Origin of the sequence: Limnohabitans sp. (assembly GCF_023910625.1) — a bacterium.
Lineage (GTDB): Bacteria > Pseudomonadota > Gammaproteobacteria > Burkholderiales > Burkholderiaceae_C > Limnohabitans_A.
The window spans coordinates 1,897,374-1,916,355 of the sequence record NZ_JAAVVW010000003.1 but is presented as its reverse complement, the minus strand read 5'-3'; the positions used below and the strand labels follow the sequence as shown (position 1 = coordinate 1,916,355).

Annotated in this window: 15 protein-coding genes; 1 reads left to right on the top strand and 14 read right to left on the bottom strand. The window is 47.1% G+C overall.

Annotation, left to right across the window (positions count from 1 at the left end; translation table 11 throughout):
• Positions 1-21: 21 nt before the first annotated feature.
• The 8 genes from HEQ17_RS12505 to HEQ17_RS12470 all read right to left on the bottom strand — a co-directional run bounded on the left by HEQ17_RS12505 (position 22) and on the right by HEQ17_RS12470 (position 8,439).
• Complete coding sequence (locus tag HEQ17_RS12505; protein WP_296293035.1) at positions 22-792, bottom strand: YdcF family protein; 771 nt, start codon at positions 790-792, stop codon at positions 22-24.
• 122 nt (positions 793-914) lie between these two features.
• Positions 915-1,706 (bottom strand): conjugal transfer protein TraN, encoded by a 792-nt coding sequence (locus tag HEQ17_RS12500; RefSeq protein WP_296293034.1) that lies wholly within the window; start codon positions 1,704-1,706, stop codon positions 915-917.
• Between the two features lie 121 nt (positions 1,707-1,827).
• Complete coding sequence (locus HEQ17_RS12495; protein ID WP_366938045.1) at positions 1,828-3,675, bottom strand: nucleoside-diphosphate sugar epimerase/dehydratase; 1,848 nt, start codon at positions 3,673-3,675, stop codon at positions 1,828-1,830.
• Positions 3,676-3,804: 129 nt separating this feature from the next.
• Entirely contained in the window at positions 3,805-4,395 is a 591-nt protein-coding gene (locus HEQ17_RS12490; RefSeq protein WP_296293032.1) for an acetyltransferase, read from the bottom strand.
• The gene (locus tag HEQ17_RS12485) at positions 4,392-4,952 is read right to left on the bottom strand and encodes a sugar transferase (protein ID WP_296293750.1); all 561 of its coding nucleotides are present in this window, start codon (positions 4,950-4,952) and stop codon (positions 4,392-4,394) included. The genes HEQ17_RS12490 and HEQ17_RS12485 overlap by 4 nt, the downstream gene beginning before the upstream one ends.
• Positions 4,952-6,199 carry a glycosyltransferase family 4 protein gene (locus HEQ17_RS12480; protein WP_296293031.1) on the bottom strand — a complete coding sequence of 416 codons (1,248 nt, stop codon included), beginning with the start codon at positions 6,197-6,199 and terminating at the stop codon, positions 4,952-4,954. Before HEQ17_RS12480 ends, HEQ17_RS12485 begins: the two co-directional genes overlap by 1 nt.
• A gap of 505 nt (positions 6,200-6,704) precedes the next feature.
• Positions 6,705-7,883 carry an IS256 family transposase gene (locus HEQ17_RS12475; RefSeq protein WP_296293030.1) on the bottom strand — a complete coding sequence of 393 codons (1,179 nt, stop codon included), beginning with the start codon at positions 7,881-7,883 and terminating at the stop codon, positions 6,705-6,707.
• 91 nt (positions 7,884-7,974) lie between these two features.
• The gene (locus tag HEQ17_RS12470; protein WP_296293029.1) at positions 7,975-8,439 is read right to left on the bottom strand and encodes a hypothetical protein; all 465 of its coding nucleotides are present in this window, start codon (positions 8,437-8,439) and stop codon (positions 7,975-7,977) included.
• A gap of 219 nt (positions 8,440-8,658) precedes the next feature.
• Between HEQ17_RS12470 and HEQ17_RS12465 the strand changes: the two genes are divergently transcribed.
• Positions 8,659-9,825, top strand: a complete 1,167-nt coding sequence (locus HEQ17_RS12465; protein ID WP_296290887.1) for an IS4 family transposase — start codon at positions 8,659-8,661, stop codon at positions 9,823-9,825.
• 350 nt (positions 9,826-10,175) lie between these two features.
• Here HEQ17_RS12465 and HEQ17_RS12460 read toward each other — a convergent pair whose 3' ends face one another.
• The 6 genes from HEQ17_RS12460 to HEQ17_RS12435 form a co-directional block, all read right to left on the bottom strand.
• Positions 10,176-12,167, bottom strand: a complete 1,992-nt coding sequence (locus tag HEQ17_RS12460; RefSeq protein ID WP_296293028.1) for an acyltransferase family protein — start codon at positions 12,165-12,167, stop codon at positions 10,176-10,178.
• The gene (locus tag HEQ17_RS12455; protein WP_296293027.1) at positions 12,164-13,312 is read right to left on the bottom strand and encodes a glycosyltransferase; all 1,149 of its coding nucleotides are present in this window, start codon (positions 13,310-13,312) and stop codon (positions 12,164-12,166) included. The genes HEQ17_RS12460 and HEQ17_RS12455 overlap by 4 nt, the downstream gene beginning before the upstream one ends.
• A complete protein-coding gene (gene asnB, locus HEQ17_RS12450) occupies positions 13,282-15,111 on the bottom strand; it encodes an asparagine synthase (glutamine-hydrolyzing) (RefSeq protein WP_296293026.1) in 1,830 nt (609 codons plus the stop codon). Before asnB ends, HEQ17_RS12455 begins: the two co-directional genes overlap by 31 nt.
• 5 nt (positions 15,112-15,116) lie before the next feature.
• On the bottom strand, positions 15,117-16,601 hold the full coding sequence (locus HEQ17_RS12445) for a hypothetical protein (protein WP_296293025.1): 1,485 nt from the start codon (positions 16,599-16,601) through the stop codon (positions 15,117-15,119).
• 88 nt (positions 16,602-16,689) lie between these two features.
• Complete coding sequence (locus HEQ17_RS12440; RefSeq protein WP_296293024.1) at positions 16,690-17,664, bottom strand: IS481 family transposase; 975 nt, start codon at positions 17,662-17,664, stop codon at positions 16,690-16,692.
• Positions 17,665-17,865: 201 nt separating this feature from the next.
• Positions 17,866-18,936: a glycosyltransferase gene (locus tag HEQ17_RS12435; protein ID WP_296293023.1), complete on the bottom strand. Its 1,071-nt coding sequence runs from the start codon at positions 18,934-18,936 to the stop codon at positions 17,866-17,868.
• Between the last annotated feature and the right edge of the window lie 46 nt (positions 18,937-18,982).

Here is an 18,982-nt window from a genome sequence, read left to right as displayed (position 1 = left end):
CATGAAGCCTTGCATTCCCCCTCACCGCGTCACCCGATACACCCCCAACCCCAACCACTCATGCAAAGCCGTTTGCCACAGCAGCAAGCTGCGGGCCAACGAATACTCGGTCCACAGCGTGGCTTCGCCCGTTCTGAAGTCCACCGGATACGCCGTCACATTGCACCCCACCGCCTCAAACTCGGGCACTGACCGGGGCATGTGCCAGGCCGAAGTCACCAGCAGCCAAGGCTGTTTGCAGCGCTCGCCCAACAACGCGGCCACTTGCAAAGCGTTTTCTCGGGTGGTGCGCGAACCGGCTTCCAGCTTCACCCGGCGCATGTCCACGCCCTGCTCTTCATAAAACGCCTTGGCGAGTTCGGCCTCGCTCACACCAGTGGCCAGCAAGCGCCCCTCCCCGCCAGAAAAAACCAATTGCAGCTGGGGGTGCTTCAGCATCAGCCCCACCGGCAAAGACATGCGTTCAGCCGCTTCACCCAAGGGCACTTGGCCATGTGCCAAATAAACGCCAGGGTGCTGAGTGGCACCGCCCAACACAATCACCCCCACATGACGACCCACAAGCTCTGGGGTGGGCACGGGGTATCGGTTTTCCAATGGGCGCAAAAGTGCGTGGGGCACGGCCTCAAAACCCAACAGGCCCAGCACCACCAAGCCGCCCCACAACATGCGAAGAGCAGCACGCCGCCAAGACAAAAACATGCTCAGCATGACCAGCGCCAGGCCCCACCACACAGCCAGCCAAAACATGGGCTGCGTGATGGCCGACATCAACTTGGACAAAACAAACATAGCGACCTTTTTCAAAGCTCTTAAACGACAAAAGAGCCTCTCGGCTCTTTTGTTATCAAACAGTTGGAGTCTGACCCCTATAAATTCAGGCCTTATTCAGCAAATGATCCAAATGTCGCTGCTTAAGGCGTGCGGGTAATTCCCTTTGAACGTAATCGGCGATCGATTTCTTGCTCTGCCGCAACAAGTCGATTTCTGATGGCGTCAACAGATCTGAAACCAGCGAGGTATTGAGCTTCGTTGGCGGTGAGTGCTCCTGGCTCGATGCCGAAGACTTCGATAAATTCATCATCAAAACGCTCCTTGATCAGCTGAACAAACTTGGCTTTAGGCACCAATTCTGGATTGCGCCCTGCGTTCACCAAAACCACTACGCCTTTTACGCTGCCACCATAAAACTGAATGTAGTTTGACAATTCTGCCAGAGTACCACCTAGACTGGTTACATCGTCAACCAAAACGTATTGAGCCCCTGGAACAACACGTCCAACAAACTGTGCGCGTGCTGCCATACGCTCCATCGGGTCTGCGCCTGTGTGATAAACCCGATCAGACTGGACAATTTCGGTATCTGCAGAGCCCTTGTAGACAGCAGCACAAACCGAGGCTAATGTCTGCGGAATAGCATTGTCACCCGTCGCCTCTTGTGCATGAGGCGCAACAAACAGTAAACCTGACGCAAACCGCTCACGCTGGTCATAAAGCCAAGCAACAGCAGTATCAATGACCAATTCAAGCGCTGCATCTCGATCGCCCGCCTTGGCCAACTTGTACGCAGAATGTGCTTTGAGCTCTGCATCCTGCGTAAACAAATACGTTAACGACACCTCTGGGCTAAACCCTTTGGAACGAATCACGATTTTGTAATTCCCATTTAAAACAATCGGGATCTGACCCCAATCTTTCCCTGTCACCCCCGACTCGATCGGGGGTCCATGCCTTTTGCCTTCGATGCACATTAGCTAGCAGGGACTCGCTCCCACAAAAAACCCGAATCTCTCTCCCCTGCGGCCGAATGCCTGCAAGCCCCCTCTATCAAGCCGTGCGTGCGTTCTCCATCCACACCCAGTCCACCACCTCACCATCGGGCTGGTAGCCCGGTACCAGATCCTTGAGCAAGGTGCGTATCAGGGGCACGTTGTTAGCGTCCAGCGCCAAACCCAAGTCAGACAGCTTGGCCTGCAAGGCATCCCACGGCAAAAAGTCTTCGTGGGCTTTCATGATGCGGGGGTGGCTGGTGGGCAAGGGGTTGTCACCAATCAGCAGCTCTTCGTACAGCTTCTCTCCGGGGCGCAAGCCGGTCACGGTGATCTCGATGTCACCATTCGGATTCGCCGCGTCTTTGAGCGCCAAGCCCGACAGCTCCACCATGCGCCGGGCCAAATCGGCAATGCGCACCGGCTCGCCCATGTCCAACACAAACACATCACCGCCACTGGCCATGGCCCCGGCCTGAATCACCAGCTGCGCCGCTTCGGGGATGGTCATGAAGTAGCGGGTGATCCGCTCGTCCGTCAGGGTGATCGGGCCACCGTCCTTGATCTGCTTGCGAAACAGCGGCACCACTGAGCCCGAAGAACCCAGAACATTGCCAAAGCGCACCATGCTGAAACGCGTCTTACCAACCGGCCCTTGCCTCTGCCCTTCCATCACCGCCGCTTGGGCCTGCAACACCATCTCGGCCAAGCGCTTGCTGGTGCCCATCACATTCGTGGGGCGTACCGCCTTGTCGGTGCTGATCAACACAAAATCACTCACGCCATGCGCCGCTGCTTGCATGGCCGTGGTCAAAGTGCCCAGCACATTGTTCTTCACACCCTCTGCCGGGTTGTGTTCAACCAGCGGCACATGCTTGTAGGCCGCTGCGTGGTAAACCGTGTGCGGCTTCCAGGTGCGCAAAATCTCTGCCATGCGTGAGGCGTCGCGCACGTTGGCCAGCAAAGGCACCAACTTCACATCGACTGCAGACTCTTCACGAATGCGGCTTTGCAACTCATGCTCAATCGCATACAACGCAAACTCCGTCAGCTCCACCAAGAGCAACGTCGATGGACCCGACTTGACAATCTGCCTACAAAGCTCCGATCCAATCGAGCCGCCCGCACCGGTCACCATCACCACCTTGCCCGTGATGTTCTTGGCCAGCATCAGTGGGTTGGGCGGCACCGGATCACGACCCAGCAAGTCCTCAATGTCCAGCTCTTTCAGGTCAGACACCTGCACCTTGCCCTGGGCTAAGTCCATCACGCCCGGCAAAGTGCGCACCTGCACATGGGCTGCACGCACCAGCTCCAGAATTTCGTTGCGCCGAGCACGCGATGCAGAGGGCAAGGCCAAAAACACCTGCGTCACCCGCAGCTTGGCCACCAAAGCCACCAGAGTTGCCGGGTCATAAATCTTCAGGCCATTGAGCACCTGCCCGTGCAAACGGTCATCATCATCCAGCAAGCCCGCCACCACCAGCTCGGGGCTGGTCTTCAGGGCCGCTGCCAACTGCCGCCCGGCAGAACCAGCACCATAAATCAACACGCGGGGCTGGTCCTCTTTGCCAACAATGCTTTGGTAAATCCCGCCCAACCAATAACGCACAAATGCGCGAGACAACGTCACGCCCAGCAACAACAAAAGCGGCTGCAAAACGCCCACGGTGCGAGGCACACCGGGCACGCCCACCACAGTAAACGCAAAACAATAAAAAACAGCGTAGAGTGCTACCGCCTTCAACACGGTCATCAAAGCAGGCAAACCCGCATACCGGAAGATGGCCCGGTACAAGCCAAACACAATGAACAGCGGCAAAGCAAGAGCCACAGCACCTGCAAATGCCGTGAAATGCGCAGGCGACCAAGCGGTCCAGAACTCCATGCGCAAGTTAAACGCCATCCATACCGTCATGGCACAGACCAAGGCGTCCGCGCCTAAAGCTAAAGCACGCTTAGCCGGTCTTGGCAAAAAAAGAAGAAATTGCGTTAAAAAATCTGCACTCAATTTAATAAATCCACGTATATCAAGTCAATCCCCTACAGACAATACGGTATCACGCGCCACTTTGACGCCATAACCAATGGCTGTACCAGCCTGCAGCCAAGAGCAAGCCCCCAAAACACTCCCTCCCGCCATTGATGCGTTGACACCTAAATGCGCAAAATCATGCACCTGAGCATGATGGTCTACCACTGCACCAGAGTTAACGATAACGCCAAGGCCCAATGAAGCCTCCGTACCAACTACAGCACCAGCCATGACCACAGTCCCCGCACCCAAAACTGCTCGAGATGAAACCGTCGCACGAGGATGTATCAAACTAGGCAGTACAAAACCGGCTTCCGTCAATTCAAATGAAAGACGCTGACGTAATGAATTGGATCCAATAGCAACAATTACATGTGATGCGATTTCTTTGTAATCAGCGAATCCCGCAGCAGGCCCAATTACCGGAAAATCCCATACATTTTCACCACGCAAAAAGGCACCATCATCTATAAAGCCGACAAGATGATAATCATCTGACAACAAGACACTATCGGCCACTGAACGTCCATGGCCACCAGCACCCACAATCAACAAACAAGGTTTATCGAGCACAAACGACAACTTGATCAATGCGAAACGCCATCACGCTGGACAACTTTCACGAAAGTAAGCCACAAAATTCGCAAATCAAAAAACATATTTTTTCGTTGCAAGTACTGTACATCCAGCGCCACTTTTTCAGGAATAGGCAATTCGTCACGTCCATTAACCTGAGCCCAACCCGTTAACCCTGGCACCAAAGCATCAACACCATAGCTAGAACGTAAAGCGACCAAATCATCCTGATTAAATAGAGCTGGTCGTGGACCAACGAAACTCATATCTCCAACCAAAATACTCCAAAGTTGTGGCAACTCATCCAAGCTACTCTTACGCAAGAACGATCCTATTGGTGTCAAATAAGTGTTCGGATTCGACAGCAGATGCGTTGCTACCGCAGGCGTGCCCACAAGCATGCTTCGGAATTTAGGCATTTGAAATATCGTGTTATACCGACCCACCCTATCAGACCAATAAAAAACAGGTCCTGCCGATGTGACTTTGACAGCCACACTAACTACCAAAATAGGAATTAACAAAAAAATCCCAGCAAAAATTACAAAAAAAACATCTAAAAATCTTTTCATCATGAGGACTTATGTTCAAATAATTGCAAGTATTCAGCTGCCAGGACTGTGTAATCATGGTGACGTTCAACAAACGACCTTCCTGCCTGACCCATGGACGCTAGATCACTTGATGATTTTTTAGACAAACTGTAGATGGCATTGGCAATCAATACAGGATCGTCAGGTGAAGTTATAACCCCGCATCCAGCAAGCTCAACCGGGTTGCCGGGCACATCAGCTGCGAAAATAACAGGTAATTTTTGTTGCATATATTCAAAAAGTTTGTTGAAGCTAATACCGTGCCGATAAATGGGCAACCGCCTTACTGACACATAGCCTGCAGACGCCATGCTCATCAAAGCCAAGGCTACTTGTCTGTTTGATTGAGGAAAGAAGTGAACCGTAGTCAACCCAAAATGCCTGACTCTTTCTTTAAGGGCAGGTATTTCACCCCCTTGGCCCATCAATACGAAATGAACCGCTTGGCCAATTTTCGCACTCAATAAATGAGCCGCTTCGATCAAAGGAAGCATGTTATTAGGAGGCCCCATGGCTCCGGGATAAATAACCACAAAACGCCCATCATCTCTCAACAGACGAACCTTGTTAAGTGCAGGCGTAGCTAAAGCGACAGTCTGCAACTGCGCGGCTGACAAGGCTGCTCCGTTGGGTATGTAGTGGAAACGATTTAAGGGTAAGCCACGCTCCACCATATGCGACTTGGCACCGGGCAAAAGCGAAACACAAGCATCTGAATTTCTGTATGCAAAACGCTCAACCCAACCAGTTAACATAGCCAATGGATGCCACTTAGACACACCTGCAAGCTCAACCAAGCTCAAAGGCCAGATGTCACGTACCTCAAACACCAATTTAGCCCGCCAACGTTTAGCCAGCAATTTTCCTATCAAAATAGCGTAAGGGTGTGGAGAAGAAACCACAATCATGGTGGGCTGGCCAAAATCCAACGAATACTGGTCAGCTTTACGCCAAAGGCCCATACAGTAATCAAACATATTCAATAATCTGGAAGCACCATTACCAATATAAGCGCGAGCAGGTACAAACGAATAAGGGACATCTTCAAATATTAGCGACCCAACGAATTCAACATCACGTCCCATCAAATGGTGCCAAGATGAACAAAACACGGTCGCTCGTTGACCAGCTTTAATCCAAGCTAAGGATATGTGATAAGCTCGAGCACTGTTTCCGAATCCTGGCCCCCCAGCATAAGGGTGCAAGTACCAAATATTGTGGGTCATACGGCTTAAATCAACTTTTTAATTTCTTTACTGTACCGATAGCACGTCATATAAACGAGAACAGCATAAATACTATACGAAATGACTTCAATCAATACAAATATTTGAATAAAATTTATAAAATTATCGGGAGGAAAAATTACAAACACAAGATAAATAGCAGCACAATGCAACAATTGCCATATACCGTTCAAAATCAATTTCCTTAGAACTATAAAAATAACACTGAACATTGAACAAATAACATTGATTGCATAGGCCCACACAAGCCAAGCGGACAACGCGCCGGCATACGCCCAACGCTCTCCGAAAAGTAAACTAAAAACGGGCACACCCAACCAAATCATCAGTAAACCCAACACAACCAACGGTATAGCAAACTTGATGCAAACAGAAATCAGAAAATTATTGATGCTTTCCTTAACAACCACCATATCATGGATAAAGCAACTTCTTTTCTGTAAATTCCACGAACTGGTTCTGCGCTGTTGCGCAATGCGCCGAATCAGGGCTTCATGGTCAGATAGATTTTTGCAGTCATCCACTCCTCATCTTGTTCTGCCAGGATGGCGCTCACCAGTCGCAGGCAGCTCGCTGAATTGGGGAACAAGGTGGCGACCCGTGTTCTACGTTTGATCTCCTTGTTCAGGCGCTCCACCCCATTGGTCGTGCGCATGCGCACCCGGTGCTCGGGCGGCAAGCCAAAAACCGCAAAGCCTTCAGCCAAATTCTCTTCAGCCCACGTTGCCAGTTTGGGGTGCTCTTTACGCCAGCCCTCCAGCGCCAAGCTCAGCAAGCGGTTCGCTTCGTTGACGTCCGGTGCGTTGAAGATCGAACGAATCGTGCGCGCCACGGGCGCGCGTTGATCGAGTTTGGAAACATAGCCTTGCGCGTTGTGCTGCAGGTGAAACTGGCATCTCTGCCATGGAACGCCAGCAAACATGGCTTTGCGTGCCGCCTTCAAGCCCGCATGGTCATCGCTGGCAATGAACTTGACCCCACGTAGGCCGCGCTTGATCAAACTGTCCAGAAACTCGCGCCAGTGCACTTCAGCCTCGGACAGCGCTACCGATACACCCAACACGCGTCTGTGACCGCTGGCGGTGACGCCCACGGCCACCAATACGGCGCAGTCCACCACTTGGCCTGCTTCACGTACGCGCTCATAGCGCGCATCCAGTAGCACGTAGGGTGTCTCCTCCAGCGGGCGGTTGCGCCAGGCTTCAAGTCCGATATCCAACTTCTCGGCGCAACGGCTGATCTGGCTCGAGGAGATGCTGACCTCAGGCCCCACCAGCTTTTGCAGCACTTCGATCACCTTGCGGGTGGACACGCCTTGGACATACATCTCGGCCAGCGCCAGATTGACGGACTGCTCCGAGCGACTACCGCGCTCCAGGGCGCTGGGGTAAAAACCTCCGGACCTCACCTGGGGCACCTCAAAGGTGATCTCGCCCATCCGGGTGAGGACGGTCTTGGGCTTGAAGCCATTGGCCTGGTCAATGCGCTGGGCGCTGCGCTCATAAGGCATTGCCTGCAAATGCTGGGCGCGTTCAATGCGAGAGGCTTCGTTGACCAGAATGCGCAGGGCTTCGCCTGCGCCATCCAGGCCGTTGGAGAGTAGGCATGCATAGGCTTCATGCAGAGGGTGAGAAACTTCTTCGAGGTTGGTTCGTTGGGGCATGATATTTCTTTCTGTCGTGAGTCCCGTGGGGGGCCTCCGGCGGCCTGGCGGGGCCAGTATAAAAAATTCCCAGAACCGAGAACTGCCAGGTTCAATGCTCGGGGAAATTACAGAAAGGATGTTGCACTAACATATCATGTAACTTTTTCATCAACACTTGTGCCATGGCACCCGCGATCATGGCCATTGGCAAAGCCAAAACCATCCGAGTTAAACCCCATTGCCCGACATCATCAGCACCATAAAGTGATGTGGCCAAATAGACGGGGATCAGCATACTCAAATTATCGAAAAAAGCAGGCAAGGCACTCTGAGCTGGAAATTTCACATGTGTTCTAGCTACATTAAAAATTTCAATCTGACTAATTTTTTTAATAGACCACCCTCTTTGTGAACAAGCGTAAAAAACCAGTACTGCTGAAAGAACATAGGCCAAGGCAGCGGCCCAAACCAAGCCAATTACCAAGCCAAGAAAACACAAAGAGAAAAACAAAGTTGCCAAAACACGGAATACTTTTAATCCTGTAGCAAAAGGGAATGCTCCATGCCGCACCATCCAGTTATTACCTGCAACACCAACAACATAGCCAACACAAGCGAGTGATAATGCAGGCCAAATTTGTAGATAGTTAGGAGCAGTAGTGTCCCAACGTTTTCACATCAGGACTTCGTAAGTTAATGATTTACCTTGGTTTTTTGGCATTTCAGTCTGGTCTCGATTTGAACTTCGATTCCATGACTTATGGTCTTTTGCGTTCGCACGCAAAGGACCGCAATGAACCAAGGCAAGCTCGTTTTTTCTCAACTCATGGCGTTCTTGCCGCTGAGCACGTTTCGCCGCTGCGTTGCCAAGCACCGAGGCGATCACAAGGTTCAAGACTTCACCTGCTTGGACCAGTTCTTGGCCATGGCCTTTGCTCAGTTGACCTACCGCGAGTCTTTGCGCGACATCGAGATCAATTTGCGTGCCCAAGCCAAGCGGCTGTATCACATGGGTCTGCGCTGCAAGACAGTTTCTCGCAACACCTTGTCCAACGCCAATGCAACCCGGCCTTGGCAAATCTACGCCGACTTCGCGCAACACCTGATCGCCATGGCGCGCCCGTTGTATGCCAAAGAGCCGATGGCGATCGACTTGGATGCAACCGTCTACGCCTTCGATGCCACGACGATAGACCTGTGCTTGTCGGTTTATCCGTGGGCACCGTTTCGCGCGCACAAGGCGGCTATCAAACTGCACACCCTGTTGGACCTGCGCGGCTCCATCCCCACCTTCATTCACATCAGCGACGGCAAGACCCACGAGGTCAACACCTTGGACCTGCTGGACATCGAGCCTGGCGCCTATTACCTGCTCGATCGTGGGTACTTGGATTTCCAGCGACTGTTTGTGATTCATCAGGCCAACGCCTTCTTCGTCACCCGTGCCAAGTCCAATACCAAATTCAAGCGGCGCTACTCCAACCCCGTAGACCGGGCCAACTCGAACATCGTGTGCGATCAGACGGGTGTGCTGACCATCTTTTATTCCAGCCAACACTATCCCGCCACGCTGCGACGTGTGGTGGTCAAGGACGACACTGGCAAGCGCATCACATTTTTGACCAACAACTTCGCTCTCAAGCCCGAGTTGATTGCAGACCTGTATCGCCAGCGCTGGCAGGTCGAGTTGTTTTTCAAATGGATCAAGCAGCACCTGCGAATCAAGACGTTTTATGGCACCAACGAGAACGCGGTCAAGACGCAAATCTGGATCGCGGTCTGCACATACGTGCTGATCGCCATTGCCAAGAAACGCTTGCATCTGCCCAACAGTCTTCATGAAATCCTACAAATCTTGAGCTTGACCATGTTTGAAACAACCCCAATAAATCAACTACTTACACCAACCGAGCCTGACAAACATTCGGAATTTGAGCCTCAACAGCTCTCTCTCCTCTGAAAAACGTTGGGACACTACTGAGTTAGGAGGAATAAAATCAGGAGGAAACCAAATCACTAATGCCAAAAGACAGGCCACAAGACATGAAATCAACCCAACTAGACCTAGCAAGACATTCGCTTGACGCTGATCTGATTCACCAGCAATCGCATACTCATAGCGACCACCAATAACCGACCCTACCAAACCCATCATGGTCGTAAAAATGGTCAATAGTCCAAACGATTCAGGGGTATACAAACGCGTCAGTAATGGAGATGTTAGAACCCCTACAGTTTGTGCGAATCCAGTGCCCCCCAACACAACCCAAAATGGTCTCCGCAAGACGGCATAAAACCAACCAGGCCATCTCATGGCATGACTCCAGTGAATAAACGTTGTGCTAACCAATTAGCTCCCGAGGCAGACAAATGGTTATGGTCGTAATACAAAGACTGGCCATGATCATCTGTGACAAGGCACATACCCTGAGGGCAAAGAACGCGAGAAGGAAACACAACTTTTACATCATGAAGATTTTCTACAGAAGCAAATGACTTTTCCAGTTGTGATAACCGCGACGACACCAAAGCCTTTGAAAGTCCACAATCCTGTTCTTCTTCTTTCATCATCCTTTTTCGTGCAAGACACGAAGGAACATCAACACGCATTTCTGGCACTGAAGCAACAATAAAAGATTTTTTGCCCGCATTCTTGAGTGAATTTAAAGTTTCTCCCAACCCTACATCAAGTGCACGCAAGCCCGAAATTTGATGAGCTCCACTAACCAAAGCGTGTGTTGGAACACGTGATATTTCATCCGGCAATCCGTACCCCGATTCCAACGCATAAACAGACCAGCGCGCCGTCAAAATGACCGTATCAATACTCGCGGCTTCATCGGTCGACAGCCATCGAATCACCGCTTGGTTGAATAATCTACAGTCAGAATAAACATCACGGCCTCGAAAGATGTCTACACCCAACAATGGTGGACAACTGGTTTTTGTCATTTGCTGAACTGTTTGACCCGCAAAAAAAGAAGTCCCTGCTATCCCAGGCAGCAAAGCTTCCGCATGAGAATCACCCCAAACCAGAACAGTGGGTAGTCGATTTTTAAGACCTGTTAAACACAAGGGACTTTGAGGCACATCAGTTCCCTCCACCCCCAAATGACAAATAGACCGTGCACTATTAACATCACCCGACGCGTTTTTCGCAGCAATAACTTCCTGAGACAAACGAGAAGGAAATCCATTGGAAAATTTGACTGAAAATGCCAATGAAAACAACGCAAGAGTGACCACAGCATAAAGAGTAAGTAGCACGGAAGAACGCCAAGAAACTCCGGCATGACGGAGAGGCTGCTCAACATATCGCCAGGTTAGTATCGCCAGCATAAATGACAACAATACTAATACCAAAGAAGACAAAGTTGGCATATCACCCAGGTGCTTGATACGCAGCAAAGTCAACAATGGCCAATGCCATAGATAAAATGAATACGAAATCAGGCCAACAAAGACAATAGGCTTACAAGATAAAACATGACGATTAATCACTGCATCCTTACCCGCCATGATAATCATTACCGCACCTAAACAAGGCCAAAGTGCATTCCATGCTGGAAAAACAAAGTCTTTTGAAAGACATATATAACCGTAAAAAATAGCAATTAATCCTAATACAGAAATGATATGACGAAAAAATAATCGACATTCAAGAGTACGAGGAAACAATACAAGCGCTGCACCTAAAAGAAGCTCCCAAGCACGTCCTTGAATAAGATAAAAGACCTGCGATGGCTTCTCTACCACACTCGCACAAGCCCAAAAGAATGACACTGAGATAGCAGTTAAAAGAAAAAATCTAAATACCTTTGGATGCCTAACACCCAGTGCAAGCGCAAGAGGCCAAACGATATAAAACTGCTCCTCTACAGAAAGAGACCAAGTATGTAGCAACGGTTTAAAATCAGATGCAACATCAAAATAACCTGATTCTTTAAAAAATAAAATATTAGAAACAAAAAATAGACTTGCCATCATCTGCCGAGCATATTGTACTAGCTCTTGGGGCAGTAAATAAAACCAAGAAATAAATCCAGAAAAAACTAATACAAAAAATAAAGCAGGCAGGATTCTCTTAAATCTTCTTAGATAAAAATTCAACAGTGAATAATCGCCATTTTGAATGTCTCTGACCAGAACTCCAGTAATTAAGTAACCGGAAATAACAAAGAAAATATCTACACCTATAAACCCACCAGGTAACCAAGGTAGTCCAGCATGAAAGAGAACAACACCCAATACAGCGACAGCTCTCAATCCATCAATGTCAGCGCGATATTGCAATTCGGTCATATTAATTGATTTGCAATAATCCGATAAGCTTGAACCAAATTACCTGCCTCAGTCTCCCAGTTAAATCGATCACGAACGGCACGAGCACCACGAGCGCCCATTGCTCTTGCCTCGTGCGGATGCTCGATCATCCAGCGTATCGCACCACCAATTTCATCAGTATTTAAAGGATCTACGCAAATTCCACAGCCAACAGATTCGATAAGGTGACGCCACAATGGAAAGTCAGAGCAAACTATAGGTATGCCTGCAGACATATACTCAAATAACTTATTAGGTTGAGAATTGACATTATTTGGAACAGGATGGAAAAGAACCAACCCAGCAATTGAGGTTGAAAAAATCTCCGGCAAGCGGTCGCGTTTTACCAATCCTAGTTCATTCACATACTGCCATCCTTTTAATGACATCAAATTTGAACGCAATGATCCTGGCGAATAACTTCCAGCCAATTGAAGCTGAATGCCAGCAAATGTCAAAGCTTCAACCATCTCATGTGCACCGCGTTCAGCCATGATAGCGCCGGTGTAGCAAACTGATGGATGACCATGCTGTACAGCATGAATAGAACTACCTAATTCGGAAATTTTAGGGTAATTATTTAAAACAACGGCATTGACCCCAACTGACAAAAAACGATCTCTGATAAATGGAGTAGCGGTCACAACCAAATCAAGTTTGCGAGTTATAAAATTTTCAATCAGCTCAGTTGTTGATGCAACGAATTGACGTAACGCGCGTGGAATCCATGACTTAGTTAATATGTCGCGTGGAACATCTTCATGAGCGTCATAAATGACTTTTTTTCCTTGAATTTTGAGCAACCATCCCCAGGGTAATAATTCAGGATCATGAAAATGGTAAATATCAGCGTCCACACTGCGAGCCATCCAATAACCCTGCCAGCCCCGCAGCAACATCCTCAGGAAACGCCCATGAGCAAACGGGGGCAACGGATGAAAAATCACACCAGTTTGACCCACGTCCAAGGGGCCGTTACCTACAAAATGAACTTCCCAATCTGAATATCCCGCTAATGTGATGCACTCCTTATGAAAGATACGGACATCATCAGCCGGATGCACTGAAGATAGATGACAAATACGAATCATCTTTAACCCACAATACCAAATTCTTTTTGCCACAATGCAATGCTGTAAAGTCTCCACTGTACGCGCATATTTAATTCATCAAAACTTTTTGCAAGATGGCTTTTTTTTGTTAAATCACAAATTAAAGAAGAATTAATAACAGCATCCTTCATTACAGATAAATGATTTTTCATCCACATATTTTCTGGAGCTTCAAAGCCAAATTTATTTTTACGCCAAGTAATTTCTGGCGGCATACGGCCATCCATTGCATTTCGCAATACCCATTTCGACCATCCACCTCGAATCTTGCAATCTCTTGGCAATGACAAAGCAGTTTCAACGACGCGATAATCTAAAAAAGGCAATCGTGTCTCAATCGAATGCGCCATTGAGTTCTTGTCCTCATACCTTAACAAGACAGGCAAATTGGTATTTGTAATCTCAAGTTTTTGCAATTCAAAATCATCTAATGACTTTCTTGCAAAATCAGTTAAGTGCTGAGGATATGCTGGAATTTTAGCCAGGTAACGACTTCTTGATAAATAAACCAAATAACGTGCAGGCGCTACAAGACCACCGACCAAAAAAAACATAGCATTTGCTAATGACATTTTGCTGTTATTTGTGCCTGCATCTTTTAATGCACGAAGAAACGACGAAGCTCCGCCTTCTCTAAAAGATGAAGCCAAATAACTCCCGTAATACTTGGGATAACCCAGCAAAGTCTCATCACCGCCCTGCCCATCCAAAAGAACAGGAATTCGTTGCTTTCGAGCCTCCTTCATCACAAAGTATTGCATAGTTAAGGAAGTACTCCCAAAAGGCTCCTCTTGTGATTTCACAACAGAAGGAAGAGAATCCACAAAGTCTTGATAACTTGGTTTAACTTGCAACCAATTCAAGTTGGAATGATCAACTACTTTTTTAGCATAAGCTGATTCGTCATTACTCTCTTGCTCACTGATAGCAGTAATAGCACTAAAATTTAGACCAGAAGCCCGTTTATAAATAGGTCCAGCAATTGAAGCGATAGAAGAACTGTCTAAACCACCACTCAGACAAGTCCCAACAGGAACATCCGCACGCAACCGGAGTTTAACTGACTCTTCCAAACGCGAACGATATAGATCTGTCGCATCTTCAGGCGATAGAGATCTTAATTCAACATTACTATGCAATTCATAAAACCGATTTATTTCGAATTTATTTTCATCAAGTCTATATATTAAATTATGTCCTGCAGGCAACTTTGAAATACCCTTATAAAATGTTTCATCCGTATGATCACTAATACTAGTTAGCAAAAAATCAGTAAGAAGCTTATTATTTGATTTAATTTCCTTTAAAAATGGCAATAATTGACGGATTTCGGAACCAAAATAAAAACCGGAATCGACATCAATGTAATAAAATGGCTTCACACCAAATCTATCGCGAGAACAAAAAATTATATTATTTTTTTTATCATGTATGGCAAATGCCCACATACCATTAAATTTATCAACACAAGATACCCCCCATTCCAAATATGCCGCTAGTATGACTTCAGTATCTGAAGCAGAACGGAAGTAATGCCCTTTAGATATTAACTCCTCTCTAATTTCAAGATAATTATATATTTCTCCATTGTATGTAATAACAAGATGACCACAGACGTGATGCATAGGTTGATGACCATCATTTGATAAATCAATTATTGATAATCGCCTATGACCAAAAACAACTTGTCCATCGATGTAAGAACCCGAACCATCTGGGCCACGATGTGAAATCAAGTCTGTCATCATATTGATAACAAGACGTGATTCAAATGATGATGATTTTTTTATGAAACCAGCAATACCACACATACGATTCAATCTTTCAATTTTTCAAGCGGCAAATATCGTCGCAAAAATAAAAATAAGGCAACAGAAAATAACCATCCTCCGCTTACCAAACTAACAGGTAATCCAACAGAAGATTGCATAATTATAAATGGAGCCATTGAAGCAAAACCGAATATTTGATAATTTTTAAAAACTATTGATATTATAAAAATCCAACATGCCATGACTACGCCAACAATAAAAGCCCCCCATATACCAAAATTCGCATAACCATTAAAAATTTCTGCTGAATTCATGGTGCCTTTTATACCATTCTCCCACATTTCTACTTCTACATATTGATGAATTACAACAGGAAAATTTATGAATTTACAGTCTATAATAACTGCAATCGGTTTATAACCACAACCTAATCCGTAAGGTATTTTTTCAGGTATTAAATCAATCCAAATCGCCCCTGTTCGACCAGGAACAAATAAAAACCTGTCTATAAGATTACCAATATTCCCAGAAATCAACAAGTAAGGAGTTACAGTAAATTCATCGCTTACCGATATTTTTGATTCCTCAAATATTTTTTCATAGTCTATAATAATATTTTTACTATTATTCTCATTAATAATTTCAAGTGAGAAAGTGTTTATGTGTATACCACGAAGTAATCCCTCACCTTGACTTCGTGAACCACCGCCAAACTGAGCTCCAAATTGAATTATTTTTTTAATTCCTTGAGGCACTGTTAAATTAAAGATTTTACTTGGAATTTTATCTACTGATCCGTTTACGCTTATTTTTGCATGATCTTCTAATCTCTCAAAATAAATTTTATTCTCTTGCCCCCTATTCAAATACTGACTTTTAAATCCAAAACCTTCATTACCACTTCCATCAATCAAAGCAAATTCTAAATATATTTTCTTTTTTTGATCACATTTAAGCAATATCTGAAAAACACCAGACCAACCACTCACCCCTCCCATATAAAACAAAGTACTATAATCATTGCAACTAAAATCATCCTCCACCATCAATGAAAATTCTGTTGCAAAAAAATTTCTTCCCAAATTAAAGCTATCGTCATAAAATGCATAGAGAGCTTTATTTGAATTATAAAAATTTTGGTTATTCAGAGATACTTGATTATCGTCCTTATAAAAACTAGCATCACGCCACCCTGATCCTTTATCGAATTTAAGCATGTACCATTTATCATGAATTTTAGGCTCTACACCAATGGAAGCTTCTGCACTACTTACAAATTTAGTTTTATGAGATAAATATCCATTTAAATTAAAATGTATCATCATAAAAGCCAATATTGTTGAACTTAAATAAAATAATATAAATTTATATTTTTTAAAAATTACCAAATAAACAATAATCGGGAATCCAATTAATAAAACCGGAGCCTTTTGAATGAAACTTCCAACATAAATTAATGACAGCAGTAGAAATAAATATCTCCCTTTAGACTTTACCACTAAAAAAAATAGCGACAAAACAGGAAGCACTCCTCCAGTCAACATCGAATATAAATAATTTATAATATAATTTGAGTTTTCGTATATTTTTGTCCTTATTCTTGTTATCTCATTATTATCAGTAGCTGTCGCATCCCGGATGATCGTAAGGCCGTTTTATAAACAAATGAGGATGAGAAGCGTACCAGTCTTTCATGGCCCTCATCGGTGTTTTGCTTTTAAGCGCTGACTGGGGTAACTGATGGTTGTACAGAGCCACGTAACGCATGAGCGTTTGCTCCAAATCTTCTCCGCTGGTGAATCGGTGTGTCTTGAGCACATCAGCGATACGCCCGTTGAAGCGCTCGACCATGCCATTGGTGCGCGGCGTGCGTGGTTTGGTCAGGCGGTGTTCAATGTTCAAGGCTTGGCACAGTTGATCAAACTCATGGTTGCCCGTGGCCTGGCGCTCACGGCTGGCAAACAACCTGTCAGTGAACTCCTTGCCGTTGTCGGTCAGAATTTTCTGCATCTTGATCGGGCACGCCTTGTGCAGGGCATTGAGAAACGCTCGGGCTGCCGCTGCCGTCTTGTGGCTCTTGATCTGCACAAACACCCAGCGTGTGGCGCGGTCGATGGCCACAAACAGATAGCGCCTGCTGGTCTCGTCGGGCATCTGGGGCAGGTATTTGACATCGATGTGGATGAACCCCGGCTCATAGCTTTTGAAGGCTTTATGAGGCTCAGTGGGCTCTTTGGGCCTGAGCGCGTTGAGGTTGCCAACGCCGTGGCGACGCAAGCAACGGTCCAGACCCGAGCGTGTGGCCTGGGGGCAAAGAAACTCGCGGGTGACGGCCAGCAAATCATCCAGGGGCAACAGCAGCGTCTTTCTGAGTTCGACCACGATCTGTTCTTGCGCCGGTGTGAGCGTGGTTTGAAGCTTGTGCGGGGTGTGGGACGCGTCATGAAAGCTGTCTCGACCCTTCCACTTGTAAACAGTGCCTTCACTCACGCCGAAGCGCAACGCCAAAGTGGCAGCAGTCTCCGTGCTGGCCGCCATCTCCGCACGGGTGGCGGGCGTAGTACGTGCGTTTTTGTGCAAGGCTATCATCATGACAAGGCTCCCGGGTGGACTGCTGAGGTGACGCAAAGATTGTCTATCAACTGCCGCATGACCTCTCTGGCCATGAACAGCGGATACCGTTTTGAGTCAATGCAATCATCCGGGATGCGACAGTTATTTGAATCCGTGTCAGACTCATAGCTGAAGCTCGAAGCCTTCGTGCCGCTGGGCGCAACAATTCTGCCAATGAGGTCACGCAAGCGCTGCGCCGTAGCGTTCTAGTGTCAGCGAGGCGACGTGTTTTGGGGAATGCCATTTTCTGGCGTATTCATAGCCGGCTTGGGCAACCGTCATTAACTGTGTCCTATTGTCGAGGCACTGCACCAACGTGTCATACAGGTTGTATGGATTCGCATTGATGACACTTTCACCCAGATCCCGTTTCATCTCGTAAGGTATGAACTTAAGCACATCTTCGTGGATGCGGACGACGACTGGCTTGCCCAAAAGCATGGCTTCAACGGCAAAGCCGCCGTACCAACCGATGAGAAGTTGATCTACTACCAAGTCGGCCTCGCGATACACGCGCAGGGCTTGTTCATTGCTTATGCCTTCAACCAGCGTTAGTTCGATGCTGCCTTGGCGTATAGCATTCAGCCGCTCGACAGCCTCGAGAAGGTAATGCGTTCCTTTTATGTCTCTATTAGTAGGCGCATGCACTACCCTAAGTGGCCCACACGTGGTTGGCCATTGCGCAGCGTGGTTTGGCATATTGATTGCGTACGGCAAAAACGAGGCCTTATCAGCGGGGAGGAAATGCATCAAGTCAGGGTTCAAAGCCCACATATGCTCTACGTGTCGACTCATCTTGCGTATTCCCTCGGCACGAGAATGATCGAGCTTTCCCGACTTACATGGCTCGTATTGACACTCACCGCACGCTGAGATTCCACCTCGGGCAATCGTCGGATATTTCTGCCGAGCATCACAGCCGTTGTAAGAAACGAACAACTTGGCCTTATCGGAGTAGAAGGGCAAATCTAAATGATGAACATTGCGGCTACGTGAAGTCATTAATGACGTGCCAAAATTAAAATGGAAAATATCATATTTGCTACGAATAGCCATAAATGTTCGGGCGAGACGTGCAAGTTTTCCAGCGGCATTGCTACTTGCCTGCAAGTTCATCTGCATATCAGACGAATAGTCAAGAAAGCTTGACTCATAGACCAGAACCTTGCTGTCAGCTCCTAAAGATTTTTCCCCTTGGGCCAAGTGCCAGGCATTTTGACCAACCGATGTTGGAAGGTGCAAAACTTTCAAGTTGCACCCCAAAGTGTCAAGCTCATTCCCATTTTAAAGATCTTAA